Origin of the sequence: Deinococcus metallilatus (assembly GCF_004758605.1) — a bacterium.
Lineage (GTDB): Bacteria > Deinococcota > Deinococci > Deinococcales > Deinococcaceae > Deinococcus > Deinococcus metallilatus.
Map to the genome: position 1 here is coordinate 26,365 of NZ_CP038511.1, position 24,762 is coordinate 51,126.

33 protein-coding genes are annotated in these 24,762 nt (G+C 71.2%); 7 read left to right on the forward strand and 26 right to left on the reverse strand.

Annotated features, from left to right (window positions below):
* Positions 1 to 57: 57 nt before the first annotated feature.
* Complete coding sequence (locus E5F05_RS04005; protein WP_103128303.1) at positions 58 to 1,413, reverse strand: VanW family protein; 1,356 nt, start codon at positions 1,411 to 1,413, stop codon at positions 58 to 60.
* 831 nt (positions 1,414 to 2,244) lie between these two features.
* Here E5F05_RS04005 and E5F05_RS21535 point away from each other — a divergent pair.
* From E5F05_RS21535 to E5F05_RS21165, 3 genes are all read left to right on the forward strand, one after another.
* Positions 2,245 to 2,424, forward strand: a complete 180-nt coding sequence (locus tag E5F05_RS21535; protein ID WP_235610249.1) for a hypothetical protein — start codon at positions 2,245 to 2,247, stop codon at positions 2,422 to 2,424.
* Between the two features lie 101 nt (positions 2,425 to 2,525).
* Positions 2,526 to 3,206 (forward strand): DUF1345 domain-containing protein, encoded by a 681-nt coding sequence (locus tag E5F05_RS04015; RefSeq protein WP_103128122.1) that lies wholly within the window; start codon positions 2,526 to 2,528, stop codon positions 3,204 to 3,206.
* Positions 3,207 to 3,499: 293 nt separating this feature from the next.
* Positions 3,500 to 3,667: a hypothetical protein gene (locus E5F05_RS21165; protein WP_164973327.1), complete on the forward strand. Its 168-nt coding sequence runs from the start codon at positions 3,500 to 3,502 to the stop codon at positions 3,665 to 3,667.
* A gap of 85 nt (positions 3,668 to 3,752) precedes the next feature.
* On the opposite strand, the gene E5F05_RS04020 is transcribed toward E5F05_RS21165, so the two are convergent.
* The 9 genes from E5F05_RS04020 to E5F05_RS04055 all read right to left on the reverse strand — a co-directional run bounded on the left by E5F05_RS04020 (position 3,753) and on the right by E5F05_RS04055 (position 10,163).
* Positions 3,753 to 4,286, reverse strand: coding sequence for a hypothetical protein (locus E5F05_RS04020; RefSeq protein ID WP_103128123.1), 534 nt, complete (start codon positions 4,284 to 4,286; stop codon positions 3,753 to 3,755).
* Entirely contained in the window at positions 4,283 to 5,758 is a 1,476-nt protein-coding gene (locus tag E5F05_RS04025; RefSeq protein ID WP_103128124.1) for a 4Fe-4S binding protein, read from the reverse strand. Before E5F05_RS04025 ends, E5F05_RS04020 begins: the two co-directional genes overlap by 4 nt.
* The gene (locus E5F05_RS04030) at positions 5,755 to 6,144 is read right to left on the reverse strand and encodes a FixH family protein (protein ID WP_114149442.1); all 390 of its coding nucleotides are present in this window, start codon (positions 6,142 to 6,144) and stop codon (positions 5,755 to 5,757) included. Before E5F05_RS04030 ends, E5F05_RS04025 begins: the two co-directional genes overlap by 4 nt.
* Positions 6,145 to 6,167: 23 nt before the next feature.
* Positions 6,168 to 6,890, reverse strand: a complete 723-nt coding sequence (locus E5F05_RS04035) for a hypothetical protein (protein ID WP_114149443.1) — start codon at positions 6,888 to 6,890, stop codon at positions 6,168 to 6,170.
* Between the two features lie 198 nt (positions 6,891 to 7,088).
* A complete protein-coding gene (locus tag E5F05_RS21170; protein WP_164973328.1) occupies positions 7,089 to 7,259 on the reverse strand; it encodes a hypothetical protein in 171 nt (56 codons plus the stop codon).
* The gene (rpe, locus tag E5F05_RS04040) at positions 7,256 to 7,933 is read right to left on the reverse strand and encodes a ribulose-phosphate 3-epimerase (protein ID WP_103128125.1); all 678 of its coding nucleotides are present in this window, start codon (positions 7,931 to 7,933) and stop codon (positions 7,256 to 7,258) included. Before rpe ends, E5F05_RS21170 begins: the two co-directional genes overlap by 4 nt.
* Positions 7,930 to 8,658, reverse strand: coding sequence for an LOG family protein (locus E5F05_RS04045; protein WP_103128126.1), 729 nt, complete (start codon positions 8,656 to 8,658; stop codon positions 7,930 to 7,932). The genes rpe and E5F05_RS04045 overlap by 4 nt, the downstream gene beginning before the upstream one ends.
* A gap of 39 nt (positions 8,659 to 8,697) precedes the next feature.
* The gene (locus E5F05_RS04050) at positions 8,698 to 9,261 is read right to left on the reverse strand and encodes a methyltransferase family protein (RefSeq protein WP_103128127.1); all 564 of its coding nucleotides are present in this window, start codon (positions 9,259 to 9,261) and stop codon (positions 8,698 to 8,700) included.
* 8 nt (positions 9,262 to 9,269) lie between these two features.
* Positions 9,270 to 10,163 (reverse strand): C39 family peptidase, encoded by an 894-nt coding sequence (locus E5F05_RS04055; protein WP_103128128.1) that lies wholly within the window; start codon positions 10,161 to 10,163, stop codon positions 9,270 to 9,272.
* Positions 10,164 to 10,454: 291 nt separating this feature from the next.
* On the opposite strand from E5F05_RS04055, the gene E5F05_RS04060 reads away from it, so the two are divergent.
* Positions 10,455 to 11,114: a nucleotidyltransferase family protein gene (locus E5F05_RS04060; RefSeq protein WP_103128129.1), complete on the forward strand. Its 660-nt coding sequence runs from the start codon at positions 10,455 to 10,457 to the stop codon at positions 11,112 to 11,114.
* Positions 11,115 to 11,333: a hypothetical protein gene (locus tag E5F05_RS04065; RefSeq protein ID WP_103128130.1), complete on the forward strand. Its 219-nt coding sequence runs from the start codon at positions 11,115 to 11,117 to the stop codon at positions 11,331 to 11,333.
* Between the two features lie 40 nt (positions 11,334 to 11,373).
* Here E5F05_RS04065 and E5F05_RS04070 read toward each other — a convergent pair whose 3' ends face one another.
* From E5F05_RS04070 to E5F05_RS04135, 14 genes are all read right to left on the reverse strand, one after another.
* Positions 11,374 to 12,906, reverse strand: coding sequence for a tetratricopeptide repeat protein (locus tag E5F05_RS04070; RefSeq protein ID WP_103128131.1), 1,533 nt, complete (start codon positions 12,904 to 12,906; stop codon positions 11,374 to 11,376).
* Entirely contained in the window at positions 12,903 to 13,907 is a 1,005-nt protein-coding gene (locus tag E5F05_RS04075; RefSeq protein ID WP_164973329.1) for a protein kinase domain-containing protein, read from the reverse strand. The genes E5F05_RS04070 and E5F05_RS04075 overlap by 4 nt, the downstream gene beginning before the upstream one ends.
* A gap of 208 nt (positions 13,908 to 14,115) precedes the next feature.
* Complete coding sequence (locus E5F05_RS04080) at positions 14,116 to 14,739, reverse strand: RES family NAD+ phosphorylase (protein WP_103128133.1); 624 nt, start codon at positions 14,737 to 14,739, stop codon at positions 14,116 to 14,118.
* Entirely contained in the window at positions 14,739 to 15,113 is a 375-nt protein-coding gene (locus tag E5F05_RS04085; RefSeq protein ID WP_103128134.1) for an antitoxin Xre/MbcA/ParS toxin-binding domain-containing protein, read from the reverse strand. The genes E5F05_RS04080 and E5F05_RS04085 overlap by 1 nt, the downstream gene beginning before the upstream one ends.
* A 151-nt stretch (positions 15,114 to 15,264) precedes the next feature.
* On the reverse strand, positions 15,265 to 16,062 hold the full coding sequence (locus tag E5F05_RS04090) for a CopD family protein (protein ID WP_103128135.1): 798 nt from the start codon (positions 16,060 to 16,062) through the stop codon (positions 15,265 to 15,267).
* Positions 16,059 to 16,481, reverse strand: a complete 423-nt coding sequence (locus E5F05_RS04095; RefSeq protein ID WP_103128136.1) for a copper resistance CopC family protein — start codon at positions 16,479 to 16,481, stop codon at positions 16,059 to 16,061. The genes E5F05_RS04090 and E5F05_RS04095 overlap by 4 nt, the downstream gene beginning before the upstream one ends.
* 50 nt (positions 16,482 to 16,531) lie before the next feature.
* The gene (locus E5F05_RS04100) at positions 16,532 to 16,978 is read right to left on the reverse strand and encodes a DUF1775 domain-containing protein (RefSeq protein ID WP_103128137.1); all 447 of its coding nucleotides are present in this window, start codon (positions 16,976 to 16,978) and stop codon (positions 16,532 to 16,534) included.
* 113 nt (positions 16,979 to 17,091) lie between these two features.
* Positions 17,092 to 17,484 carry a DUF2946 family protein gene (locus E5F05_RS04105; RefSeq protein ID WP_103128138.1) on the reverse strand — a complete coding sequence of 131 codons (393 nt, stop codon included), beginning with the start codon at positions 17,482 to 17,484 and terminating at the stop codon, positions 17,092 to 17,094.
* Between the two features lie 47 nt (positions 17,485 to 17,531).
* Entirely contained in the window at positions 17,532 to 18,755 is a 1,224-nt protein-coding gene (locus E5F05_RS04110; protein WP_103128139.1) for a hypothetical protein, read from the reverse strand.
* 87 nt (positions 18,756 to 18,842) lie between these two features.
* On the reverse strand, positions 18,843 to 19,493 hold the full coding sequence (locus E5F05_RS04115; protein ID WP_103128140.1) for a LysE/ArgO family amino acid transporter: 651 nt from the start codon (positions 19,491 to 19,493) through the stop codon (positions 18,843 to 18,845).
* Positions 19,494 to 19,578: 85 nt separating this feature from the next.
* The gene (locus tag E5F05_RS04120; RefSeq protein WP_103128141.1) at positions 19,579 to 19,881 is read right to left on the reverse strand and encodes an ArsR/SmtB family transcription factor; all 303 of its coding nucleotides are present in this window, start codon (positions 19,879 to 19,881) and stop codon (positions 19,579 to 19,581) included.
* Positions 19,882 to 20,035: 154 nt separating this feature from the next.
* Positions 20,036 to 20,335, reverse strand: coding sequence for a hypothetical protein (locus tag E5F05_RS04125; RefSeq protein ID WP_103128142.1), 300 nt, complete (start codon positions 20,333 to 20,335; stop codon positions 20,036 to 20,038).
* Positions 20,336 to 20,374: 39 nt separating this feature from the next.
* Positions 20,375 to 21,625, reverse strand: coding sequence for an Nramp family divalent metal transporter (locus E5F05_RS04130; RefSeq protein WP_103128305.1), 1,251 nt, complete (start codon positions 21,623 to 21,625; stop codon positions 20,375 to 20,377).
* A gap of 29 nt (positions 21,626 to 21,654) precedes the next feature.
* The gene (locus E5F05_RS04135) at positions 21,655 to 22,323 is read right to left on the reverse strand and encodes a metal-dependent transcriptional regulator (RefSeq protein ID WP_103128143.1); all 669 of its coding nucleotides are present in this window, start codon (positions 22,321 to 22,323) and stop codon (positions 21,655 to 21,657) included.
* Positions 22,324 to 22,454: 131 nt separating this feature from the next.
* On the opposite strand from E5F05_RS04135, the gene E5F05_RS04140 reads away from it, so the two are divergent.
* Complete coding sequence (locus E5F05_RS04140) at positions 22,455 to 23,063, forward strand: methyltransferase family protein (protein ID WP_103128144.1); 609 nt, start codon at positions 22,455 to 22,457, stop codon at positions 23,061 to 23,063.
* 130 nt (positions 23,064 to 23,193) lie between these two features.
* Entirely contained in the window at positions 23,194 to 23,466 is a 273-nt protein-coding gene (locus tag E5F05_RS04145) for a hypothetical protein (RefSeq protein ID WP_103128145.1), read from the forward strand.
* Between the two features lie 134 nt (positions 23,467 to 23,600).
* Here the strand turns inward: E5F05_RS04145 and E5F05_RS04150 are convergent, their stop codons facing one another.
* Together E5F05_RS04150 and E5F05_RS04155 are read right to left on the reverse strand one after the other, a co-directional pair.
* On the reverse strand, positions 23,601 to 24,008 hold the full coding sequence (locus tag E5F05_RS04150; RefSeq protein ID WP_103128146.1) for a LysE family transporter: 408 nt from the start codon (positions 24,006 to 24,008) through the stop codon (positions 23,601 to 23,603).
* Positions 24,009 to 24,288: 280 nt separating this feature from the next.
* On the reverse strand, positions 24,289 to 24,711 hold the full coding sequence (locus E5F05_RS04155) for a four-helix bundle copper-binding protein (RefSeq protein WP_103128147.1): 423 nt from the start codon (positions 24,709 to 24,711) through the stop codon (positions 24,289 to 24,291).
* Positions 24,712 to 24,762: the final 51 nt, after the last annotated feature.

Sequence of the window (24,762 nt, forward strand, 5' to 3'; positions counted from 1 at the left end):
GGCACCCGACGAACCCTCCAGGGCCTGCCCTCCCGGTTCACCCATGGCGCGGGGTGTTCAGCGGCGCGTGCCGACCAGGAAGATGTTCGGCCAGGGCCGGTAGCTGCTCTTCAGCGTGTCCTGCCGGAAGGTCTGGCCCTCCCGCACGAAGCGGCGAGTGACCTCGATCACCGCCCCTGGCGCGGCCCAGTCCACCTGCTTGCGCTGCCCGGCGGGGAGGCTCGCGTCCCGGATGATGCGGTCGGCGGGGGAGGGGGTGGTGCTCAGCGTCCTCGGGTCACCGATCTCGACCGTGAAGTCGCGCGCCCGGCCGAAGACGCTGATGCTTAGGCGCGACTTCTCGTCGTCCCAGTCGGCCTGGAACCAGAGCGCGCCCCCGGTGTCGTTGGCGAACTTCAGGTCCTGGCTGGGCTGGTAGATGGTGCCGTCCAGCCCCTGGGGGTCGTAATACCGCACCTGATAGGAGTGGTTGCGCCGCTCGACCACCGGCAGCCCCGCTCCATACAGCGCGCGGAAGGCCGTGGTGCTGACCTGGCAGATGCCGCCACCGACCCCGTTCGCCGTGCGGTCGCCCGCGATGACCAGGCCCGTCACGTAGCCCGCGCGGGTAGTGACCGGGCCGATGAACTGGTTGAAGGAGAAGGTCTGGCCCGTGAACAGCCGATCCTGGAAGTTGCGGGTACCCACGTGGATGTTCGTCATCCGGGCCGCGCTGCTGCCGAAGTAGTTCGTCTCGCCCGTGCCCAGGTGCGCCGTGATGCCCCGCGAGGCGAAGAAATCCAGCGTGCGCTTCGGCGCGACCTGTCCCGTCACGACGACGGCAGCCTTGACTCCCCTGGGGTCTTTCAGGGCGGCGAGGATGTTCGCCCGCGTCCTCGCCTCGTCCACCTTCAGGCCGCCTCTCTGCACGACCGCCCAGCCCTCCTCCCAGCGGTTCTCGAAGCGGGCGTCCTGCGCCTCCCGCGGCAGGCTCGCCAGGAATTTCTTCAGGTCGGCGTCCAGACTCGCCGTGATGACGCCGCGTTGCCGGAGCTGCGCGGCCCGCTCGCCGGGCAGGGTCAGGGTCTGCGAGAAGGGCACCGTCGTCTTTTGGCCATCCACCAGCGCGGGCCAGTTCGCCTGCACCGTGATGAGCAGCGGCAGAGGGGCCGTCTTGACGGACTGGGTGGGGGCGGGAGCTGGCCGTTCTGGCACCGGGGCCGGTGTAGACGGCTGCGCCGGAGGTGCCGGGCTTTCGACGGGCGGGGGAACGGGTTCCGACCCGGGAAGGGGGGAAGGCGCGGGTTCCGAGGAGGGTGGGGGTGCCGGAACGGGCGCGGGCTGCAACGGCAGCGCGGGAATTTCGACCTGGGCAAAGGCCGAACCCAGCAGCACATTCAAGAACAGCACGCCATACTTCCGCCGTAGGATCATGAGCACACTATTCCATGGCTCGGCGACCAGAGGTCTGGCCGCCCGCGCCCGGGGCACAGGGGGCGGGCCGAATGTGAACGCGGCGGCCCGCCCCTAAGCTCGACCCTTCTCCACGCCGCCCAGGGACGGGCGGATGACCACCCGGAGGGGTGGATGGCTGCCTGGCCCACGTTCCCCCAGAACAAGCTCACCCCACCCCTCCCTGCTTGGCCTTCCCAGGGACACCCGCAGGAGCAGACCGGCGCCGGTGCCCCCGCAAGACCGCCCAGCGGACCGCTCCCGGAGAGCCGCACCTGGCCCAGCGGCACTTCCCGGTGATGCCCCTTTGGTCAGTCACCGCTCCCGGCCTGCCCACCGCTGAGGCCAGACCCGGTGGGGAGGTCCCGCGGGTTGGGCGGCCAGGAACGTCGGTTCCCAACGGAAGTGTCCTTCTGTATTAGGCTGTTCATGTGAGCCAATATTCACCTATTCATCTGGTCCGCCCGGGCTTGCTGGGCAGGTGGCGGGCAGGCGGGCCGCCCGCGGCCCCCGCCAGTAGGGGAACCTGTGACTGAGCGTCCCGCCCCGGCGTTCGCGCCCGTCCCGCTGTGGCAGCGCCTGCGGCCCCCCTGCCAGCCGCAGCCGTCGCCGTGGTCCTGGGGGCGGCGCGGCTCCATCCCACCCGAACGGCCACCACGGGAGGGCCACCCGCCGGCCAGGCCGCACCGCCCTTCTCGCGGCGAGGCCTGGGTGGGGGTGAACGTCTGGGTTTCGTGGTGCGGGCCGTGCTGGGAGGCGGCCCCCCTGCTTCGTGAACGGAGCGAGCGGCCGACGGGAGGAACAGGCCTGCCCGTGATCGGCCTCCTTGTTCAAGAGACCCAGGGGCAGAACGCCCGCGACGTTCTCCTTGAAGTTGTCCTCGGCTCCCGGCGCGACCCCAACCTGCGGGCGGTCATCCATTCCGGGGTGGGCGGGATGCCCGAGCCGTTCTTGCTCGACTGTCAGGACGTGGGCCGGGGGGCTGATGCGTGAGCGGCTGAAGGCGAGGCTCTCGAAGACGGGGGGAGCGGGACGGTGACGCGCCAGCGTCCTGGGCGCGGGGAAGCACGGCGCCCAGGCGGGGAGCGCAGGCCGTGACCGGGCACTCCTCCCTGCCCCAGCCGCACGCCGGGTGGCAGCCGTCCTGGTCCCGGCTGCTGCTCGCTGGCGCCGCTGGCCTCGCGGCGGCCCTCGTCCTCCCCGCTCCTTCCTCCGCCCTGGTGAGGATCATGGTGGGCTGGGACGGTGCAGCGCTGACCCTGCTGGCCCTGACCTGGGGGTTCATCCTGCGGTCACCCCCCGGGCGCACCCGGCATGCGGCGGCGGCCGAGGACCCCGGCCGCGCGGCCGTGCAGGCGGTGGTGCTCGGCTCCAGCCTCGTGAGCCTCGTCGCCTCGGCCGTCGTGATCGAGCACGCCAAACGCCTGGAGCCAGAGGCACCGCTGCTGGCCATCGCCGTGGCGGTCGTCGCCGTGCTGAGCGGCTGGTTCCTGACGCACACCACCTACACCCTCCGCTACGCCCACCTCTACTACAGCGACGGGGACGAGGAGGCGGGGCCGGACGGGGGCCTGGAGTTCCCCGGGGCCAGCGCCCCCTCCGCCCTCGACTTCGCCTACTTTGCCTTCGTGCTCGGCATGACCTTTCAGGTGTCGGACGTGGCCGTCTCCAGCCCGGTCATCCGCCGGTTGGCCCTGTGGCACGGCATCACCGCCTTCTGGTTCAACGTCGCGATCCTGGCGCTGACCCTGAACGTGCTCGGCAGCCAGATCTGACGCCCGCCTGGCATGCCCTGCGGACAGGCGGCGCCGCATGACCATGACCCGCCGAGCGGAGCCCGCGCACCGGATCAGCCCATCACGGGTCCGTCAGCGAGGCTTGGCGGAGGACCGACCCCAGGACCACGCCCGCTGCTGCGCCCCGACGCCCTCACCCGCCCTGCTCCTGACGAGCGGTGCCCGGGGACCGGGGAGGACGAGGCGGGTGTGATCCCCCGGGCCGTGGCCGCTGCCCACACCAGCGTCATCGCCGTGGGAGGGGTGGAAGCGCCCACCGCGACCACCGGGGTGTGAACCGTGGCCGGTCGCGGTCAGTGCGGCGGGGCCGCCGCGTTCCCGCCGCCTTGATGGAGGTCGGGGACGCGACCCACCCAGTGGACGGCCTGAACCTGCGGGAGTCCAACCCGCTGGACCGGCTGGCCCTGGGCCTCGCCTGGGGGTCCGGGAGCCCCTCGTGATGGGCCTCACGGCGAGCGGCGCGGTGGGCGGCGCCCGGAAGGGATGGTTCCGGAGCACGCGGGCCGGATGATCCGCCTGCGCCCCTCAGGCCGCGCGCCGCTGGGAGAGCCTGCGGGCACCCAGCACCAGGCCCAGGAGCAGCGGCGGCGCGAGCAGGCCGAGCAGCGCGTACCCAACGTAGCGCCCCGGCGTGGACGTGACCGGCAGCACCACCGCCACCCGGGTGGGCTGACCCACAAAGGCGAAAGGCCGCCCGGCCACCGCCGCCTCGCCCCGGTAGGTGGTGTCCACCACGGTCAGGACGTACCGCCCGGCGGGCAGGGGGGCGAGGTCCCCGGTGTACTGTCCCGTCTCCTGCCCGGCCGTCAGCTTCGCCCGGCCCAGGACGCCCGTCTCCGGCACGTCGTTCGCCCGGCCTGGCGTGCCCGTGCCCCGCGACACCAGCACCTCCACGGCCGCCCCCCGGATGGGCAGGCCGCTCGTCTGCCCGACCAGGCTCGCCTCCACCCGGACGGCGTCCGGGAGCGGCGCGAGCGCCGCTGTCACCGTCACGGGTTCGCTGTGGGCCAGCGCGCCGGGCGCGAGGAGGACCGCCAGCAGCAGGGCCAGCCGCCTCACCGCGGGCCTCCCAGCAGGGTGCCGCGCATCTGCATGGGTTGCCCCAGGATCAGGACGGTGAGGGCGGCGACGACCAGGAACCACACGATCACCGGGACGGCGGCCCGCCACACCCCCTGGGCGGCGCGCGCGGTCAGGTAGGCGCTGGCCCCGGAGCCCGCGTAGAGCAGGGCCACCTGGAGCGGGAACAGCAGGTTCTCGGGCACCAGGGCCGCCAACGTCCAGTCTGGCGTCCCGGCCGGCAGGCCGAGCCGCCCCAGGGCCTGCTGCAAGACCGGCACGATGCTCGCCCAGCCAGTCAGGAAGTGGAAGCTGTAGTGTCCCGCCCAGACGGCAAAGGCGAGCGGGAAGACGGCGCTCCCCCAGCGCCGCGCCGCCTGCCGCATCCCCTCGCGCCGTCCGGCGAGGCGGCTCGCCCACCCGAAGAGGGCCAGGGTGAGCCCGCAGCCGCCCCCCAGGACCACGCCGAGCATGAGGCCCAGCACCAGGGCCTCGCTGCGGGTGCCCAGCCACGAGGCGAGCCCCTGCGCGGCGGCGGCGTACGGGGGGGTCATCGCCAGGGCGTTGGCGACCCCCGCGAAGAGCAGCAGCGTGCCCAGCAGCGCGACGTCGGCCCGGGGGCGCCACGCGGCGAGCGCCCGGGTGGGCGGGCGCAGCACGAGCGCGACGTTGTCGTGGGGGCAGGCCCGCACGCAGTTCAGGCAGAGGGTGCAGTCCTGGTTGCTGCGGACCTGCGGCACGAACAGCTCGGTTTCGCAGCCGGGGAAGGTGCGGGCATTCTCCAGCGGCGCGAGTTGGAGCAGGGGCGCGGCCGGTCCCCCCAGGGTGCCGCGTCCCCCGGCGTCCTCCAGCCGGCCGTTCACGCAGTACTGCCCGGCGCAGGAGCGGCACACGTCGGGATCGCGCGCCGCGATCTGGGCCGGGCTGACGTGCGAGAGGGCGAAGTTGAAGTTCCCCAGCGGGCAGACGTGCTTGCAGAAGGTGCCCGCCGGGAAGAGGGTGTCCACCGCCAGCGCCGCGCCGAAGTACCCCAGGATCAGCCACGCGGTGAGCCAGGGGCTGGCCCACAGGTCGAAGGCCTCGTAGGCGAACAGGAAGGCCACGGTCAGGCCCAGCACGGGGTACTTGTTCCGCAGGGCCCGCGGCCAGGTCAGGCGCGGGGTGAGGCGGCGCAGCCAGCGGCTGGGGCCGCGCGTGAGCATCAGCGGGCAGGCCGCGCAGAAGAGATTGCCCAGGACGAGGAGCGCCAGCACGACCAGGCCGCGGTAGTGCAGCCACACCGAGACTGTCGCCAGGTTCTGCGGGGCGACCTGCCGCCCGGTCAGGCCGTCGAACACGGCGAGCAGCGCCAGCCCCAGCAGCGGCAGTTGCAGGGTCAGGCGGGCATACCGCCACCGCACGAAGCGCCCGAGGCCGGGCAGGCGCAGCAGGTCCGGGCCGGGGACGCGCCGCCGGGTCGTCCCCGCGCTCATGGGCCCGCCACCTCCAGCGGCACGTCGGTGGTGAGGGTCCGCCCATCCCCCGTGCGCGCCGTCACGGTGAGCACCCAGCTTCCCGCCATGTTCAGGTCCAGGGGGTCCACCACGTACCGTCCGTTCCCGGCGGGGGTGGCCTGGGCGCGCACGGGAGCCATGCCCGCGTGGGTCATGTTGCCCTCGACGCTGACCGCGGCGGCGGGCAGGTCCGGGAGGGTGAGCGTGAGCCGGGTGACGCCAACCCGCGCCGGGCTGGGCCGGGTGGCAAGCCGCACATCGAAGTCCCGGGCGGCCGGGGCCCGGCAGGACACGAGCGTCAGGCCCAGGGCCAGCAGCCCGGCCAGAGGCGGGCATCGCGGCGGTGGGGGCGGTCGGCTCGGCATAACGTTCGGGACGTCCCGCCATCCTATCCCAGCCGGGGACCACCGCGGCGGCGGGCTCCCCGCTCCCGTGGGCGGCGACGGCGCGCCAGCCACAGCCCCGCGCCCGTGAGCAGCGTCCCCAGGCCCAGCCCGAGCAGGCCCAGCGTGAGTGGACCCTGCCGGGCGAACCGCTCGGCGAGGGTGGGGTTGTCGCGCCGCCACGCGACGACGAGGTCGCGCATCTGCTCCTCGCCCCACCTCAGCACCACCGGCTCGAAGGGCTGGCCGGTCCGGGACTCGGAGTGGATGTCGGCCCAGTCCACCGCGAATCCGCGGGCCGACCCGGCGCCCGGGGCCGACAGTTGGACGGAGGCCGGGTCGCCCACGAACAGGAACACCTGGTAGCTGTAGGCGGGGTCGCCGAAGCCGACGTAATTGCGCGGGTTGAGGTAGCGGACGTCCGCTTCCCATCGGGTCATCCCCGGTTGGCCCGTGCAGGAGGCCCGGACCTCATGGCGCACCCCGGCCGCCTTCAGTGCGGAGCCCAGCGACTGCCTCAGCGCCGGTTCGATCTCCTGCCGGGCCCTCGCCGCCCGGGCGGGTGCCAGTTCCTCGAAGGTCACCCCCACGGAGGCCGGGTCCAGGCACAGCGTGACGCCCCGCAGGTCCGAGAGCTGCTGGCCGTGCGCGCCCGCCTGGCCCAGGAGGGCCGCGCAGGCCAGGCCCAGGAGGCGGCGCCGTTCGCGTGGAAAGGACCTGGACAGCATGCCCCCGCAGCCTACTTCATCCCGTGCCTGAGCCGGGCCGCGCCCGCCGGTTCTGCCCCCTCACCCGCCACGTCCTGAACGCGCGGCGGCAGGGCAGCGGGGCAGATGAGGCGGGCGTCTCCGCCCCCCACGCCACCTTCATGGTTGGAGGACCGGAAGCGCCCGGCAGGACCGCCGCGCGGGGGCAGCCTACACGCCCTAGCCGTCCTCGTTGTCGGGTTCGATCCGCGAATCCTCCTGCTGGTGCAACCGCGCCAGGAGGTCGGTCGGCGTCTCGTTCTGAGCCTCGTCTCCCACCGACTCAGGCACGGTGGTGAGCACGATTTCCCCCTGGGACGGGTCGTCCGGCTTGTGCTGATCGTCGTTCATGGGAACTCCTCAGTTGCCGCCGCGTCCAGGGCGGCCCGCAACGCGTTCAGGTTACGCTGCACGTTCCCCCCAAACACCGCGCTCCCCGCCACCAGAACGGTCGCCCCCGCCGTGACCATGCCCGGCGCGGTGGCGGGCGTGATTCCACCGTCCACCTCCAGTTCCGCCCCGCGGCCCGCCTCCTCCAACCAGCGGCGCACCGTGCGAACCCGCTCCAGGCTTCCGGGAAGAAACCGCTGCCCGCCAAAGCCGGGATTCACGCTCATCACCAGCGCCAGGTCGAGGTCAGCGAGGACGGGCCGCAGCACCTGCAGCGGGGTGCCCGGATTCACAGAGACGCCCGCCTGCGCGCCCAGTTCACGAATCAGGCCGACCGCCCGGTGCAGGTGGGGCGTGGCCTCGGCGTGGATGATGACCCGGTTCGCCCCCGCCTGAACGAAGTCCGGCACGAAGCGCTCCGGCCGCACGATCATCAGGTGCGCTTCGAGCGGCCGGGTCGTCACCCGGCGGCACGCCTCCACCGTCCGGGGACCGAAGTTGAGGTTGGGGACGAACTGCCCGTCCATCACGTCGAGGTGAAAGCCGTCCACCCCACCGGCCTCGGCTTCCCGGATGGCGTCCCCCAGGAAGGCGAAGTCGGCCGCGAGCAGGCTGGGAAAGAGGCGGACGCTCACGTCTCCCCCCGGGCCCGCTGCCGGTCTTCCGGGGTGGGCCGCTTGAAGGCGTCGGGCTGCTGGGGATCGAGGTACCGGCGCACGTCCCCGGGGATGGCCGTCACGTCGTCCACCACCTTGAACAGCCTCAGGTCGTCCGGGGCAATCGCGCCGCTCTCCACCAGCGTCCCGGCGAACCAGTCCACCAGGCCGCGCCAGTGCGTCTCGCCCACCAGGTAGATCGGCAGGGCGTGCATCTTGCGGGTCTGCACCAGGGTCAGGATTTCGCCGAGTTCGTCGAGGGTGCCGAAGCCCCCGGGGAAGACCACGAAGGCGACGGCGTACTTGGCGAGCATTACCTTGCGGGCGTGGAAGTACTCGAAGTTGAGGCTGAGGGTCTGGTACGGGTTGGGCTTCTGCTCGAAGGGCAGGAGGATGTTCAGGCCCACGCTGACCCCGCCCGCCTCGTAAGCCCCCTGGTTGGCGGCCTGCATGATGCCGGGGCCGCCCCCGGTCATGACGCCGAAACCCGCCTGGGCGAGTTCACGCCCCAGCGTCTCCGCCAGGCTGTAATAGCGGTCGGTGATCTCGGTGCGGGCGCTGCCGAAGACGGTCACGAGGGGGGGCCGGACGTGGGCCATGCGGTCGAAGCCGATAGAAAATTCACCGAGGATGCGGAACATCCGCCAGGCGTCCTCGGCCATGCGGTCGAGTTCGTAGTGGTGCTGAGGTTCCTCCAGGGTCATAGGCGGGCTCCTCGGGCAGGGCAGGGAATAACGCGGACCTCACGGGTCACGGGACGGCCAGCCAAGAAAGTGGGGCGTGCAGGCGCGGTAACGGCGGTAGCCTTCGTCGTACGTGCGTTCCAGAAACGCCTCCTCCACGGGGACATAGGCGCGAAACGTCATCCAGAACAGCGCGGCGAGCCCCAGGCCCAGCCCGGAGCGGCGCACGAATGCCCCTCCCGTGAGCAGCAGGGCCCAGCCAACGTTCTGCGGGTTGCGGCTCACCCGGTACACCCCGCCCGTGATCAGTCCACTCGTCGCCAGACCGGAGTCGTCTGCGGGAGGCAGGGCTCGCCAGCCCGCTGCGAACAGCCCGGTTCCTGATAGCGCGAGCGGCAGGCCAACGCTGACGGCTACCGGAGCCGGCAAGGTCAACGGCCAGGCCCGCGCCCGCACCGCGCCCAGCCACCCCAGGGCGTGCAGGCCGTAGGCGACGTACACCACACCGGCCGTGGCACGCGACAGGTGCCCGTCTTCCGCGTACTCCCGCCGCACCCGGGGCAGGGCCCAGCCATACGCCCCCAATGCGCCCAGCAGGGCCGCGCCTTCCCAGGATCGTCTCATCTCCCGGTCTAGCCGCCCAACGCCGCTTGGGCGCGGCGTTGAAACTGCTGGAGTTCCTTGCTGGAGGGAAACGCCTTCAGGGCGCGTGTCGTCCAGGTCAGCGTCTTGCGGTGGTCGCCCGCTTTGGTCCACGCCTCGAACGCCTCCTGGCGGTACAGGAAGTACAGGGTGGGCACGCCCAGCGCCACTGCCCGGTCGAAGTTGTTCACCGCCGCCTGCACGTTGCCCAGCCGCAGGTTCGCCTTGCCCAGCCCCCACCAGACGTAGGGGTCGTTCGGCCGGGCCCGGGTGTCCTGCTGCCCGTGGGATCTCAGGTGCTGCCAGTTGGCTGCCGCGCTGAAGTCGTCGCCCAGCACCGCGCGCACCTGCCCCTCCTTCGCTGGCGGGTAGGTCACCAGGTACTCCCCGTTGTAGAAGCGCCACAACTCCAGCAGCTCGGCGGTGCTCAGGCGCAGCGAGGGGCCGCGCAGCGGATCGCTGACCAAGAAGTAGCCCGGGCCGTACCCGTAGACCGTGCGGAAATGTGCCACATTGCTGCCCGCCTTCAGGCGCTGTTGCAGCACCACCGGGAAGCCCCGGGAGAGCAGTTCCCGCAAGAGCTCCCCGTCACCCGCGTACCGGATTACGCTGCGCAGCCCGAAGCGGCCCAGGTACGCGGCGAGTTCCAGGCTGGTGACCTGCGGGTCGCCGGGGGCGTCCTTCATGGCACTCGCCGCCTGGGCCTGGGTGACGCGGGTGCCGTAGTACCCCAACACGGTCAGGGAGGTGACCGGGGCGCAGTTGTCCGGCCCCTGGTACTCGTGGCGGATGCCCCCCAGGGTGACGCTCGCGGGGAGGGCGGAGGCCGCTCCCCCCAGGGTGCAGAGGGCGAGGCAGAGCCGGAGGAGCGGGGAAAGCGTCATTCCCCATCCTGTCCGGTTCATGCCCACGTTTGCTCATACGTCCAGACGTCTTTCTTGAGTCTCCGTTGAGACAGGAAGAGGCTTGGACGGGTCGCCGCGTCTGTCCGGGACTCTCGGGCAGGCAAGAAGAACGGGTCACGCGCCCTGTGGAAGGCTCCCTCACGGGGCGGCACCCCTGAACTGGCCGTCCCCGGCGAGGGGCCAGGCCACCACGGCGCTCACCTCCTGGACCAGGTCTTCGGCTCCCCCAGGTCCAGCCGTCACCGGCGTTGGTACACTGCTCCACGCTCCATGACCCACGACCCACACCCTGAGGAAGATGTCCCCTTCCCCCCGGCCTTTCAGCCGCTGAGTGCCAGCCTGAGAACCCGCTTTCCGCGGGTCCCCGCGGACGTGCAGCAGGACGAACAGGACGTCGGGCGCGCGTATGCGCGGGCCCTGGAACTCAGCAACACCTTCCTGGCCCAGCTCACCACGTTCGGCGAACTGGTGCAACAGCGGGCGCTGCCCCGGCCCACGGGGATCAAGACCTGGGAGCGCACCTTTGAGAAGGCTGGCGCGTACGGACTGGTTCCCCTGGACATTCTGGCGGGGAAGTACGTGTTCCAGGATTTACGGACGCTCTACGGCGCCGCTGAGCGCATCGAGGCGGTGTTCCAGGTGCGCGCCTTTCAGGACCGGTTCCTGCAACCGCAGCCCAGCGGGTACCGCGACCTCCAGTTTGTGGTGGACGTGGAGGGCCACTGCGCCGAGGTGAAGTTGTGCCACGCCGCCTTCGATGAACTCGACAGCTATGAGCACGACCTCTACAAGATCCGGCGCAAGCTGGAGGGCAAGGTCGAGGATGGGATTTCGGTGATTGAACAGTTGGTCTTGGACACCCTCAACGATGCGAGTACACTGATGTTCCAGCGGGTGTGGGCAACCGTCCGCGGAGAGGCCGGTGAGTGAATGACGAAGTTTTACAGGGTGGGTAACGTGCCCGTGAAAATTACCAAGCGTGAGGACGGCGTGACCCTGATCCAGGCCTTTAACGCGGCGCTGGGCCGGTTCGAGAGCAACTCCCGGTACTACAGCATGATCCGCCGCGACGACACCGGCCTCGTGCGTCAGGTGACCGAGGCGGAGTTCGACCGGCACGTGAAATCGCTGAGCCAGCAGGCGTCCTGACGGGACGCACGTGGGGCCAGGCAGGTGCCTGGCCCCACCTTTACGCCCTGAGGAGCGCTTCGGCGTCGGCCCTCACCCGCCGGGCGGTCAGGACCGCGCCGGACTCCCCGAAGTTCAGCGCGGCGGCGTACGCCTCGGCCAGGAGGGCGGGCGCCTGCGGGTCGCGGTGTCTCGCCAGTTCCCGGGCGTAGTACAGCCGGGCCAGCACCTCGCGCTCGGTGTTTTTCAGGGCGCGTGCGGCCCGCAGCGCCTCCTCGTACAGCGCCGCGCCGCGCACCGGATCACCGCGGCGGAACGCGATGAGGCCCTCGGTGGCGCGCAGGGTCAACCCGAGTTCGTTCGCTGGGGCCACGGCCTGGGCACGCGCGAGGTACCGCTCGGCGCGGTCGAGTTGCCCAGCGTCCGCCAGGTAGAACGCCATGTTGTTCAGGAGGGTGTCCTCCTCCGGGGTGGCCGTCAGGCCGAGTTTGGTGAGTTCGATGGCCTGCCCGGGCGTCTCGTCGAGCAGATGCGAGAGGTACCCGGCCATGATGGCGGGCGTGGACGAGAACGGTTCATCCTGCAACCAGGACACGAATGCCGCGCGGGCGTCCTCGTAGTTGCGGGCCTCGTAGCTGTCCTGCCCGCGGGCCTCGAAATTCCGGGGAACGTCCACGAGTTGCGATTCCTTCAGCTCCAGCCGGACGTGCGGCGCCGCCCACTGCACCTGTGCGACCGCGTTCTCGGTCGGCCGCTCCAGGGCCTGCTGAAACAACTTCCGCACCCGCTTGGTCTTTCCGTCCGTCAGGTCGAGGGTGCCCAGGGCGGCGGCGAGTTCGCTGCTGTGGAGGGGTGAGAACTCCCGGTGCTCCAGCACCTCGCGGGCCCGCTTGACCGACTTGGGGGGCAGGCCAGCCACCATCGCCGCGCTGATCTCGGCCGCCATCAGCCAAGGGTCCTGGAGGGTCAGCGGCTGTTGCCGCAGCAGCCGGACGGCCTCGCGGGGATCGTGGGCATGCAGGTGGAACCGCACCGCGGCCCGCAGGGTCAGGCGGTGGTGGGGGGCCAGGCCCAGCGCCACGGTGAGGTGGCGCTCGGCCTTTGCCAGGACACCCAGGGCCGCGTACATGCGGGCCAGGTCCACGTGAGCGAGCGGGCTCCGCGGAAAGGCCCGCACCACCGCCTTGAGGCGCCGCACTTCCTCTTGCAGCCGGTCCATGCTCAGGGCTGGGGTAACCAGCCTGAGGGGCGGGGCCTCAAGCTGGAACCCGAGGACGTCACGGGCCGTGGACAGGGCCGTGGGGGTCGTGTCGTCCGCGTGCAGCAGCAGGTACTCGGCGGCGTCCTCCGCCACCTGCGGACGCGCGGCGAGCGCCGCCGCACTCGTCAGTTCGGCCGCCCGCCCGATGCTGGGCCGTGCGGCGAACGCCACCCGCAGTTGGTTCAGGTGTGAGGCGATCTGGGCGCTCACCTGCTCCGTACTCGCGGCGCGGGGGGGCCGCAGGCTGGACGCCTCCCCCATCTCCACGGCCACCCGCGTGTCGCGCCAGCGCGGGATAACGCGCCGATCCTCCACCTTGTGGGTGAGGGTCACGGGGCCCGCTGCTTTCGCCGCAAGGCCGCCGCGACCGCGAGGCGGTCGAAGAGACTGACGTACTGCTGGAGGCCGGTCGGGTCCACCCGCCCGAGATTGCGGGGATGGCCACGCCGCAGGGGGTCGGGGAAACACAGCTCCCCGATGCTGCGGGTCACTTCCGCCGCGAGGACAGGTCCCAGGCGCCGCTGGAGTTGCGCCGACACCCCCCGCATCGCCCGCCCGAACGCGTCCAGCAGGTGCGGCAGCACCTGGGGAAAGTCCTCCTCCCAGTCCCCGCCGCAGAAGAGCGGCCGCATCGCCTCGTCCAGTTCGGCGTACAGGTAACTGTTGAAGTGCTGGTGGGTGAACAGGAACGTCACCAACCCCCCGAGCATGTACAGGTCGGCGCGCTTGCGGTCCCGCCAGACGTCGGCCGACTGGGCAAAATACAACGCCTCGGGCGGGGCATACTCCCAGGTGCCGGGAAAGGCCGTCTCATGGTGTGGGGATTTCCCGAGCGCGTCCACGGCGGTGCCCAGGTCGCCGATCTTCCAGCCGTCCTCCGAGAAGACCAGGACGTTCGCGGGTTTGAGGTCATTGTGGGCCAGCTTGGCGATGTGCAATTGCTGAACACCGACCGCCACATGGTGGATGCAGCGCAGCAGCCAGACCTCATCGATGGCCGTGATCGCCAGATGGTCGCGGACGTCCCCGTCCGCCCGGTCGAAGATGATGTACGGCACCGGGACATTCACCCCGGGCAGGCGCTCCTCTCCGTGACTGATGGCCCGCACCACGCGGTGCATGCGCAGGTTCCGGCACATCGCGAGCAGGGAGACTTCAAAATTGAACTGCGCGGAGACGGCCTGGAGTTCCTGCATGACGTTGGGGGCCTGGTAGACGTTCGACAGGTCGATGGCCTTGAGGAACCCCTCGCGCCCGTCGGCGTGCCGAACGAAGTACCCGACGGAGTGGTGTCCCTGGGAATAGGGCGTGGACGGTGCCGTGCTGCCCAGCACGGTCCAACCTTCTGAAAGCGTCAGACCGCTGAGAAAGTGAGCGGGGTGGGTTTCACGGGTTCGGGCCGCCGACAAGGTCATGGGGTCCTTTCGAGGAGGAGGGGGGGTGCGGGGCGGGGGGTGGAGGCTTGGGCAGGGACGCCCTGGGCCTTGGGCTCCTCATCCGGTGAGCACATCACGGGAGGAACGGGCTGTCTCCACCTCCACATCATCCTGGTCGCCGGAACACCCCCAGTTCCCCGTCCGGGTCATGAACAGCCCGGTCGGTGGGAGCCACCCGCTGCGGGAACACGGCGTAGTTGCGCCCACCGGGATAGCGGGCACTGGGGTAGAGGATGGCGTCGTACCGGGCGCTGTCCAGGACCGCCCGCGCGAGGAGTTGCGTCAGGGCCAGGTGCCCGTCCAGGTTCAGCGGCAACCACTCCTGGAAGAGGTCGCCTGGCTGCACGTCGAGGTGAGTCTGGACCCCGAGATCGGTCAGGTCGAGGACGGCCCCCAGGCGTAGCTTGACGGTGATGTCCAGCCGGGGGCGCTGGTCGGTGCCCGGTTGGATCACAACGCCTGGTGGGCCCGTCACCACCGTGATCACCCTGGCCTCGGCGTGGGCGACGGCCGTGTTTTCCGCCAGGTACAGCATCTCGTGTGCCTCTGGGAACCCCTGCGGCGCGTTGTACCGGCCCCCCGTCACCACTGAACCGGCGGTGTTCAGGGGGTCGGGGCTGTACTTGCGCAGCGCGAGCAGCGGCACCGTGCGGTAGGCATCGATGACCCGGGTCGGGGTCCACAGGGGGGCGTCGAGCAACGCGCGCTTCAGGTCCTGGCCCCGCCGCATCAGGTCGGCGTGCCCGTCTCCGCCAGCAGCAACAGGCGCTGCACGGCCACCGGCCGCCGTTCGAGCAGGTACGACAGCGGCGCCCGGCCCTCCAGCACCGGGTTGGGGGCGCGCAGCCACATCCGGCCCACCCCCAGGTCCCCGAAGACCTCCCTGAGATGCAGCCCGATCTCCTCCAGCTCGTGCAGCGGTTCCTGGAGCGAATCGCTGGTGGGGTGCTTGCTCAGCCCGCTGGGGTCGCGCTCCAGCGCCTGCGCCAGTTCGCGCATGGTCAGGCCGAAGGTGCTCGCCACCCGCCGGGCGTCCAGCTTGCCGCTGCGCGGGTCACGCGCGTCCATCAGCAGGTGGGCGGTCGGTCCTTCCGTGGTCGTCATCCCTTCACCCCCAGATTATCCTACCATCAAACCTCTATTCAAGCTCTATTTTTCCTCCTTCAGGCGGCGGGGCCGGCTCAGGACCGCTGGGAACTGTCCGCCGCAAAGCCGCGCCCCACCGTTGGGACGGACGCTCGACCCCGTGGACGACTCAGGTCTGGGGAGGCACGCTGCCCACCAGCACCGCGGTGACCCCCAGCACCACGAGCAGCAGGCCCGCCTCGACCGCCAGGGCCGCCCGGGGAAAGGAGGCCGTGTGCGGGGCGAGCGTCCGGCGGACGCCCACCGCGGCGAGGAGCGTGGCCGCGAAGACCCCCAGCTTCAGCAGCAGCGTGGTGCCGTACCCACTCCCGGGCCAGGCCTGGACGGGACCCGCGTGGTGCAAGCCCAGGTAAAGCCCGCTCAGCGACAGCAGCACGACGCTCCCCAGGGCCACGGGGGTAAAGGCCCGGGCCGCCGCCCGCCAGTTCGTCCCCCGCCCGCAGGCCAGCACCAGCACGCCCCCGGTCCAGGCGGCCATCGCCCCGGCGTGCAGGGCGTGGGCCGCGCGCATGGGGAGGTCGCCCCCCACCGCCCCGTGCCCGCCGCCCGCCACCCCCCAGAGGGTGACGGCCGCCCCCAGCCCCACGGGGACACTGGACCGGCCAAGGACCTCGCCGGTCAGGAGGACGGCCGTCCCCAGCAGCGCGGTCAGGGCCGCCCGGCCTGGCCCGGTCGAGGTGAGATAGGCCAGCACGTCGGCGGGGGCCGTGAACCCCAGGGCCGTCAGCGTGCCCCCGACTTGCAGGGCCACCCCCAGGGCGATCAGGAGCGCGCCGGCCCCCTGCCAGCCGGGCCACCCGCCGGGCGGGGCCCCGACCAGGCCCGCCAGACGGCGCCGGGCGAGCGCGCCGCCCAGCAGCAGGGCCAGCCCGGCGAAGGTGAGCAGGCTGGCGGCGGCCGGCGTCACTTCACCCGAAAGACGCTCTGCCCGCTGATCGGGTGACCGTCTTCCGAGGCGAGGCGCCACAGGACCGCGTACAGGCCCGGCTTCAGCCCGGCCTTGAGGGGCAGGACGACCCGCGCCGCCATGCCCGTGCGGGTCTGAATGGTGTCCGCCCGGGCCGCCGCGTCGTTCCTGGCATCGAGGGCCGTCTTGGCGAGGGTGGCGGCGGCCTGCTGCACGGCGGCGGCATTGCCGCTGGCGGTGAGCGGGTAGACCTTGAAGGTGGAAAAGCGCAGGCTGACCGGCTCGCTGAGGGTGAGGGTCACCTGCTGGGGAGCGGGCACCGTGGCGCCGCGGGCGGGGGTGACGGCGGTGACCTCGGTGTGCACGAGGGCGGCGCCCAGGGTAAGGGGGAGCAGGGCCAAGAGGCGCTTGAGGATCATGGATGTCTCCTGTTGGAAGGGAAACGGGGGAGCACCCCCGTCCCCCGGTCTTACTGGACGGTGATGGTGCTGGCGGGGGCCTTCTCGGGATCGCTGCCGTCCCAGAGCGCCACGCTGCCGTCGCTGTAGGTCTGATAGATCTTCCAGCTCACGGGGCCCGCCGCGTCCGGGTTGCGAGCCTGGAAGTAGAAGCGGGCGTACTCCTGCGGGGCGATGCGGCCCCGCCAGGTCACTTCCGTGATCAGCCCCGCCGCGTTCGTCTTGACGGTGCGGGTGAACCCGGGCGTGACCTGAAAGCGGGTGATCGTCACCCCGGCAGGGATCACGAGGCGAATCTCGGTGGTGCTGATCTCCTTTTCCGTGGGCACGTTCAGGCGGTAGGTCTCCGAGACGCCGACCTTCGATTCGCCCGCGCCGGTTTCGGTGCGGACGGTGGCGTGGGCGGCGGCGACGGGGAGCAGCAGGGCGAGGAGGAGAGGCAGGGGTCGGTTGAACATGGGAACTCCAAGGGGGAAGGAACGGGGACTCTGGCGGCCACCACTGGGGTGTTCAGAAGCCCTCGTCGTGGCGAGTCGGCATGACAAACGCCGACGCACACCTGGGGTGTGGGTCAGCTCGGCCGGGGGGGTGGCGCGCGGGCGTCCGCGTGCCGGGGCAAAGCCCGGCTCACCGGAAGCGTGAAGACGCCCGGGGGCGGCGGCGAGCGGGGAGACCCCGTGACCAGCTCCGGCACGCTGGCCTCCAGCCCGTAGGCCTGGGTCAGACAGAACAGGCAGTGGGCGCCGTGAGCGTGGGGGACCGGAGGCCGCCGTGGGGCCTCATCCCCGGGGTGATGACCACGATGGGTGGTCTGCGCTGCCGGAGCGCCGTGCTGGGCCTGGCCCACAAACAGGGGCGCCACCCCCTGGCCTCCTCGAGCCTGAAAGGCGAAGGCCGCCAGCACCGTCAGGAGGCCCGCCAGCAGGCGCATCCAGGGCAGGGGGACCGGGCGGGCGGCCTTCACGACCCTCTCAGGTTACGGGCCGCGGATGAGGAAGGTGCCCCGGGCGGTTACTCGTCGTGCGGCGGGGGCTGGTCGGGATCGCAGTAGTCGATGGCCGCCCCGGTCTGGAAGTTCCCCACCACGATCTCCCGTTTGAAGGGGTAGCCGACGCGCACCCCCTCGGCCGCCCGCTCGAAGGTGAAGCGTTGACCCTTGCGCACCGGCGTCTCCCCGAGCACCAGGGGCCGCCTCGCTTCGTAGATCGCGCAGTACGGCGTGCAGAAGTAGAAGCCCAGAGGCCGCCCCTGAGCGTTCTTCGCCACCACCGCGCCGCCCGTCTCCACCGCGCGGCGGATCTCATGCCACAGGGCCACGCTCGCCGCCGGGTCCGGGTCGAGCGCCCACATCTCGTCGATCACCCGCCCGGCGTCAGGGTCCTTGCGGAGGAACGCCACGCTGTTCGGGTCGGTCATCGCCCAGCGGTCAAACCCCGGCTCGCCGGGCAGGGCGGTGTGGAGGAGGGGAGCCTCGCCCTTGCGGGGGGAAGCGCTGCGCCCTCCCTCGGTCAGCAGCGCGGGGTAGCCGATCAGTTGCCCGACTCGGTACAGCCCCTCGATGGCCCCCTTGGCGTGCTCCTCGATCTGCTCGTGCAGGGCCAGCGACGCCCCAGGGCGGTACATGCCCGAGGCGTAGTTCGCCTTGGACAGCGCCCCCTCGAACTGGCCGCGCAACCGGGCCAGCTTCGGGGCGTCGGCCTCCGGGGTGGTCTTCTCCAGGTTGTGCATCGCGGCCTCAGCGTGCAGGCGCATGGCGTCCAGGGCCGCGATCATCGCGTCGAGGTGCGGCCTCGGGCAGGGCTCCACCGGGGACCACTTCGGGAGTTTGGCGGGTAAGGTCCTGGCAGGCAGTTCGAACGCCGGGTCGTGTTCCGCCTCGCTCGCGTACCCCAGCCAGCGCCCCACCTCGGCGTAGTAGGCGTTCACCTGGTCAAAGGTCACCGGGGGCACGAAGCCCACCGTACTGGGGTCGGCGGCCTCGTCCGCCTCCAGCATCTTGTCGGCCAGCGTTTGCAGCGCAAAGGCGTTCCAGGCACAGGCGAGTTCGAGCCCGACGTGGCGCTTCACCGCGAAGGGACTCGTGCCGCTGAGGGTGAGGTCGAAGCGGCGGCGTTCGGCGGCGTCGAGCAGCGGGTGAACCTGCGTCCCCGCCTGGCGGTAGGCGTACAGCGTCTCGGCGTCCCGCTCACCACGGGTAAAGGCCCGGACTCGGGTCCACACTCCTGGGGTTTCCACGCCTGTACCTTACGTCACCCTTCGGGAAGTCGTTCCCTCAATTGAGGCGGGGGAAGAGGGCGCCGTGACGACCGGCGCCCCCCGTCCTCACCCGTGGTCCAGCAGGCCGCCGTGCAGCGCCCGCCACATCAGGGACAGGGCGAAGGTCCACAGCAGCGTGCCCACCAGCACGTCCAGCCACCGCCAGGCCCGGGGGGAACGGAACAGGGGCGCGAGGCGGACTCCTCCGAAGGCCAGCAGCGCGTACCAGGCGAGGGACGCAGAGACGGCTCCCAGGGCGAAGAGGGTCCGGCCCAGCGGCGGGAGGGGGGTGGACAGGGCGCCGAACAGCACCACGCTGTCCACATAGGGGTGGGGATTGAGCAGGGTGAGGCCCAGAGCCGTGGCCGCCACCTGACGGGGACCGCCCAGCTCCCGGCGGGGGGTCCGGGTGTCGATGACGTTCGGGGAGCGGACGGCGCGAAACGCTTTCCAGCCGTGCCAGAACAGGAACGCGGCCCCGCCCCACGCCGCTACCGGGGCCAGGAGCGGGAGGCGCGCGAGCAGCGCCCCCAGGCCGGTCGTGCCGAGGGTGATGAACAGCATGTCGGCCAGGACGCCCGCGCTTCCCGCCACAAGGGGGTGATGGCGGTGGAGGGCTTGGCGCAGGACAAAGGCGTTGAGGGCACTCACGCCGATCAGGTGCGCGGCACTCACCCCGAACCCCTGCACCAGGGCGGCCGGGAAGAACTCAGCCATACCCCGGCCCGGTCGGCTCTTGAGAAGGGCGAATCATCCTGCCGAGGATATCCGTCGGGGCTGATACGTGCGGGAGACTGCACGATCAGGAGGAAGGGAACTCTTCCCGGTCATGGCCGCACGCGGCCACCGCGGCCAGCAGGTCGTCGATCAGGGCCAGCATCTGGCCCACCCGCTCGGCCTGCACCAGGCCGCCGTCCCTCAGGCAGGCCAGGTGGTGGCTGACGTTGGGCTGGGTCAGGCCGGTGAGGGCCATCCGTTCGGACACGCGGCGTGGCTCCTCGCGCAGGGCTTCCAGGAGGCTCAGCCGCGAGCGGTCGGAAAAACCCCGGAACAGCTTGGCTTTCGCTTCCAGCAGGTCGGGCGCGGGGGGCGTCCGCACGGACATGGGACGCGCAGAGCGGCCTCCCGCGCCACGAACAGGAGGCCGCGGGCGGAGTCGCCCCTGAGCAGGAGAGACCCAGTCTGGGTCGTGCCACGATCAATCCCCGGCCACCGCGACGAGCCCAGGTGTGGCACGCTCGGCGCCGCCCGGCCAGCGGTCACGGCTGCCGGGGCCAGCCGCGCAACGCGCGGTAGCGCGCCCTCGGCTCGGCGGTGAGCGGGTGGATGCCGTGCCGGGCGCACCAGGACAGGTGGAAGACGGTCCCCAGGGCGAAGGGGCCGAAGGTCCACAGCAGCGACCACGGGCGGCCCACCGTGCGCGTGGTGAGCCCCACCCCCGCGAAGTAGACGGCCCACTTCGCCAGGCGCCTCTTGGGGCAGGTGCCCTCCTCGAAGTGGCGGAAGAGGGCGAGCCCGGCGCTCGCCAGGACGGGGGCGGCCACGAATTCCAGCGGCATAGGACACCTCCGGCGCGGGACGGAACGGGGGACCACGCGCTACCCCAGGAAGGTCTGCGCGAGCAGGTAGACGTTCAGGCTGATGATCAGCGCCGCGATCACCCAGCCCGTCACCGTGACGAGGCGGGTGTTGACCAATCCCCCCATGACGTCCCGGCGGGCGGTAAAGATCAGCAGCGGCACCAGCGCGAAGGGGATGCCGAAGGAGAGCACCACCTGCGAGAGGACCAGCGTGTCGGTGGGGTTGAGCCCCGCCAGGATCACCGCAAAGGCGGGCAGCATCGTGATCAATCGCCGCACGAGCAGCGGAATGCGGAAGCCCACGAAGCCCTGCATCACCACCTGCCCGGCCATCGTGCCCACCGCCGAACTGGAGAGCCCCGAGGAGAGCAGCGCGAGCGCGAACGCCACGGCGGCAGCGCCACCCAGCAGCGGGGTCAGCGTCCGGTACGCCACCGTCAGGTCCGCCACGTCCGCCTGGCCGCCGAAGTGGAAGGCCGCCGCCGCCGAGGCCAGCATGCTCAGGTTGATCAGCGCCGCGATACTCATGGCGAGCAGGACGTCAAGCTGGTTGTAGCGGACCAGTCGCCGCTTCTGCTCCTCGGTGCCCGCTGGGATGCGGTGCTGGGTCAGCGCGCTGTGCAGGTAGATCACGTGCGGCATCACCGTCGCCCCGATGATGCCCACCGCCAGGTACAGGCTCTCCGGGCCCTCGAAGCGCGGCACGAAGCCGCCCAGGGCGTCGAGTCCCGGGCGGCTGAGGATCACCTGCACCACGTACGCCAGCGCGATCACGGCCACGAACGCGGTGATGGCGATCTCGATGGGCCGGAAGCCCCGGTTCTGCAAGGCCAGGATCGTGAAGGTGATGACGCCCGTGATGACGGCCCCCCACAGCAGCGGCAGGTTGAACAGCAGCGCAAAGGCCAGCGACGCCCCCAGGAACTCCGCGAGGTCGGTCGCCATCGCCACGAGTTCCGCCTGCACCCAGTAAAACCACACCACCGGCCGCGGCCAGCGGTCCCGGATGTGCTCGGCCAGGTTCTTGCCGGTCACGATCCCGAGCTTGGACGAGAGCGTCTGGATCAGCATCGCCATCAGGCTGGCACTCAGAACCACCCACAGCAGCAGGTAGCCGAACTGCGCCCCGCCCTGGATGTTGGTGGCGAAGTTGCCGGGGTCCATGTACGCGACCGACGCGACGAAGGCCGGGCCCAGGAAGGGCAGCACCCGGCCCAGGCCCCTTCGGTTTGAGGTCCGCTCCAGAATGGCCGCCGCCCGGGCGTTCATCCGCTCGTCCAGGCTGGGGGACACGCGGCTCACGCCGTCACCCCCTCGGAAACCCGAACGCGTTCAGCGACGAGAAGGGCCAGGGTCAGCGGAGCCCCACCGACCTCCAGGGTCAGGGTGCCCAAGGCTGGCTCGTGAGACAGGACCTTCACCTCCGCGCCGGGCGTCAGCCCCGCCTCCATCAGGCCGCGCAGCACCGCCGGGTCCTCCGGGACCCGGGTGACCTGGGCCCGCTCACCCCGGCCCAGACTCGCCAGCCGCCGCTCGCCCTGGACCGGCAGTTCCCCGTTCAGCCCGGGGATGGGATCGCCGTGCGGGTCGAAGTTCGGGTCGCCCAGCCAGGCGGCGATGCGGGCCTCGAAGGCCTCGCTGATGACGTGCTCCAGGCGCTCGGCCTCGTCGTGTACCTCGTCGAGGGGATAGCCCAACGCGCGGTGCAGGTACAGTTCCAGCAGGCGGTGGTGGCGCACCACCTCCAGGGCGACCTTCTCCCCGGCGGGGGTGAGCCTCGCGCCCCGGTAGGCCGCGTGATCGACCAGGCCGAGGTCGGTGAGTTTGCGCAGCATGCCGGTGGTGCTGGCCGGGGTGACGTTCAGGGCGTCGGCGAGTGCCTGGGTGCCCACGGTCCCGCCCTGGCCCAGCAGGTAGAGCTGCTTGAGATAATCCTCCGCCGCGTGCGAGAGAGTTCGGTCCGTCATAGGTCATTATTTAGGCTTACCTAAAAAGAAGTCAAGGAGAGAAAGAGGCGGGGCGCCCCCGATCTGGGGGTCGGCGATAGCTTTCCCAATGTCTGAATGTATGCTCATATGTAGGTGTGAGGTGATCGACGATGACACGAGACCCGGTGGAAGCCCTGGCCCTGCTCGTCTACACGCTGGCGTACGTGGGGATCGCCTTCGTGTGGCGCTCACTGCTGGTGTGGCGGCGGACGGGGGTGAACCCTTACGTGCTGCCCGCAGACGACTCCGCGCACGGGTACGTCGGGCGCGCGATGCGGGTCCTGCTGCTCACGGTGCTGGTCCTGGTGCTTGGACTGAACCTGATGCCCGGGCTGGAGGCCCGGCTCGGCCCGGTCCCCGCCCTGCTGGACCCACGTCTGGCCTTCCTGGGGTGGGTGCTGCTGCTGGCCTCCCTGGGCTGGATTGCCGCTGCGCAGGCGGGGATGGGGGCCTCCTGGCGGATCGGGGTGGACGAGGGCGCCCGGACCGACCTGGTGCAGCGGGGGCTGTTCGCCCATTCCCGCAACCCGATCTTCCTGGGGATGCGGGTGAACCTGCTGGGGCTCTTCCTGGTGGTGCCGAACGCGGTGACGCTGGCGGTGCTGGTGGCCGGGGAGGTATTGATGGGCGTGCAGGTGCGGCTGGAGGAGGCGTACCTGTCCCGGGTGCATGGAACGGCCTATGAGGGGTACCGCCGCCGCGTGCGCCGCTGGCTCTGACCTTTCGTTAAGCGCGCGCGTGCAGTACGAACTGTCGAATTGAAGCGGCGCAGGTGCCCGGGCGCTTCCCCCTCCTCAAGACGTATCGCAAGCGTGCAGTGACGAGACCGGCACCCGGGAAGCCCGCGAGATGGTCATTGAGCTGACCACGGCCTACGAGGCCTGGTTCCAGCAGGTGAACGAGGAGCTGGCCGCGGCCCCCAGCCGCAACGCCCGGGTCAAGCCGACCGTTGAGAACATCGAGTCGGGTGCGGTGGATTTCAAGGCGCTTGCCGAGGAGACCCGGCGCCGGCTCAACGCCAGCTTGGAGAAGGGGCAGACCCTGGCGAAAAGCTGCGCGCAGCAGCGGAAGAGTCGGGAGAGCAAGCCCGCGCGCGGACGCACGATGCGGGCCAAGAACTAGCCGCCCGCAGGCGAGGGGACGTTCCCCCGACGGGGGCGAGGACGAGCGCCCCCACCTTACGCCCAAGACGAGGCCCCTGGCGCTTGACCCTCGCGGGGTGAAGAACACCACGGTCATGCTCGGCGTCCCCGCCCTCAGCCTGCTCTCTCCCGTGCTTGCCCGAGGCCGCGCTTCCGGGCCCCACTACGGTGGGGCCACCATACCTCCTTGTACGACAGCAGCGACAGGGTCCGGCGGTCAAGAACCTTCGGCGAGCGCGCGGTACGGAAGGCCTTCCAGCCGTGCCAAACCAGAAAGGCCGCTCCTCCCCCGGCGGCCAGTGGGGCGAGGAGCGGGAGGTGGGTGAGCAGCGTCCCCAGGCCGGTGGTGCCGAGGGTGATGAACAGCGTGTCGGCCAGGACACCCGCGCTCACCGCGACGATGGGGTGGTGGCGGTCCAGGGCCTGGCGCAGCACGAAGGCGCTCAGGGCGCTCACGCCGACCAGGTGCGCGGCACTCACCCCGAAGCCCTGCGCGAGGGCGGCCGGGAGGACCTCAGCCACGCTGCCCCGGGAGTGTCTCTTGAGAACCGCGTCTCACGAGGCCGAGCATAGCGGTTGGTGACCCGCCCCTTCGGGAGGGCGTGATTCCCGAGGACACGGCCTGGGTTCAGGGCTTTGCGTGGGCCGGACGGGGTAGGGGGTGGGGGTCAACGGGCCGGAAGTGGCCGGACCCGGAAAGCCGAGGACCGCCGGACCGCACCGGCTCACGCCAGGGCGCTTGTTTCCTCGCGGCTCCTGGCGTCACCCCGGGTGGTCAGGGCCAGGGTCAGGATCAGCCCCTTCAGGCGCTCATGCTCCCCAGGAGTTGCTGGCACGCCTGCTCGCAGCGGCGGCAGGACTCGGCACACACCGCGCAGTGCGGCATGTTCATGTCGCGGGCGTGCATCTCGCACTCCTGCCCGCACGCCTGGCAGGCGGCGAGGCAGGCCTGAAGCTGGGCGCGCAGCACGTTCTGGTCGGGCTGGGTCAGCCGCGAGAGGACGCGCCCAGTGGTGCCGCACACGTCGGCGCAGTCGAGGTTCAGGCGGATGCAGTGGACGAGGTGCATCAGGTGCCCCTGCTCGCCCAAGCAGGCATCGGCGCAGGAGGTACAGACGTTCTCGCACTCGAAGCAGGCGTCGATGCACGCGGCGAGGGCGCCCTGGTCGAAGACGCTGGCGGGGTTGGGGTGCGTCTGGAGCATCCGGGCGGTGTTCTGCGGCATGGTCACTCTCCTGAACTGGGGCGGGGGGCGAGATGACGAGGCGGTGGTTCT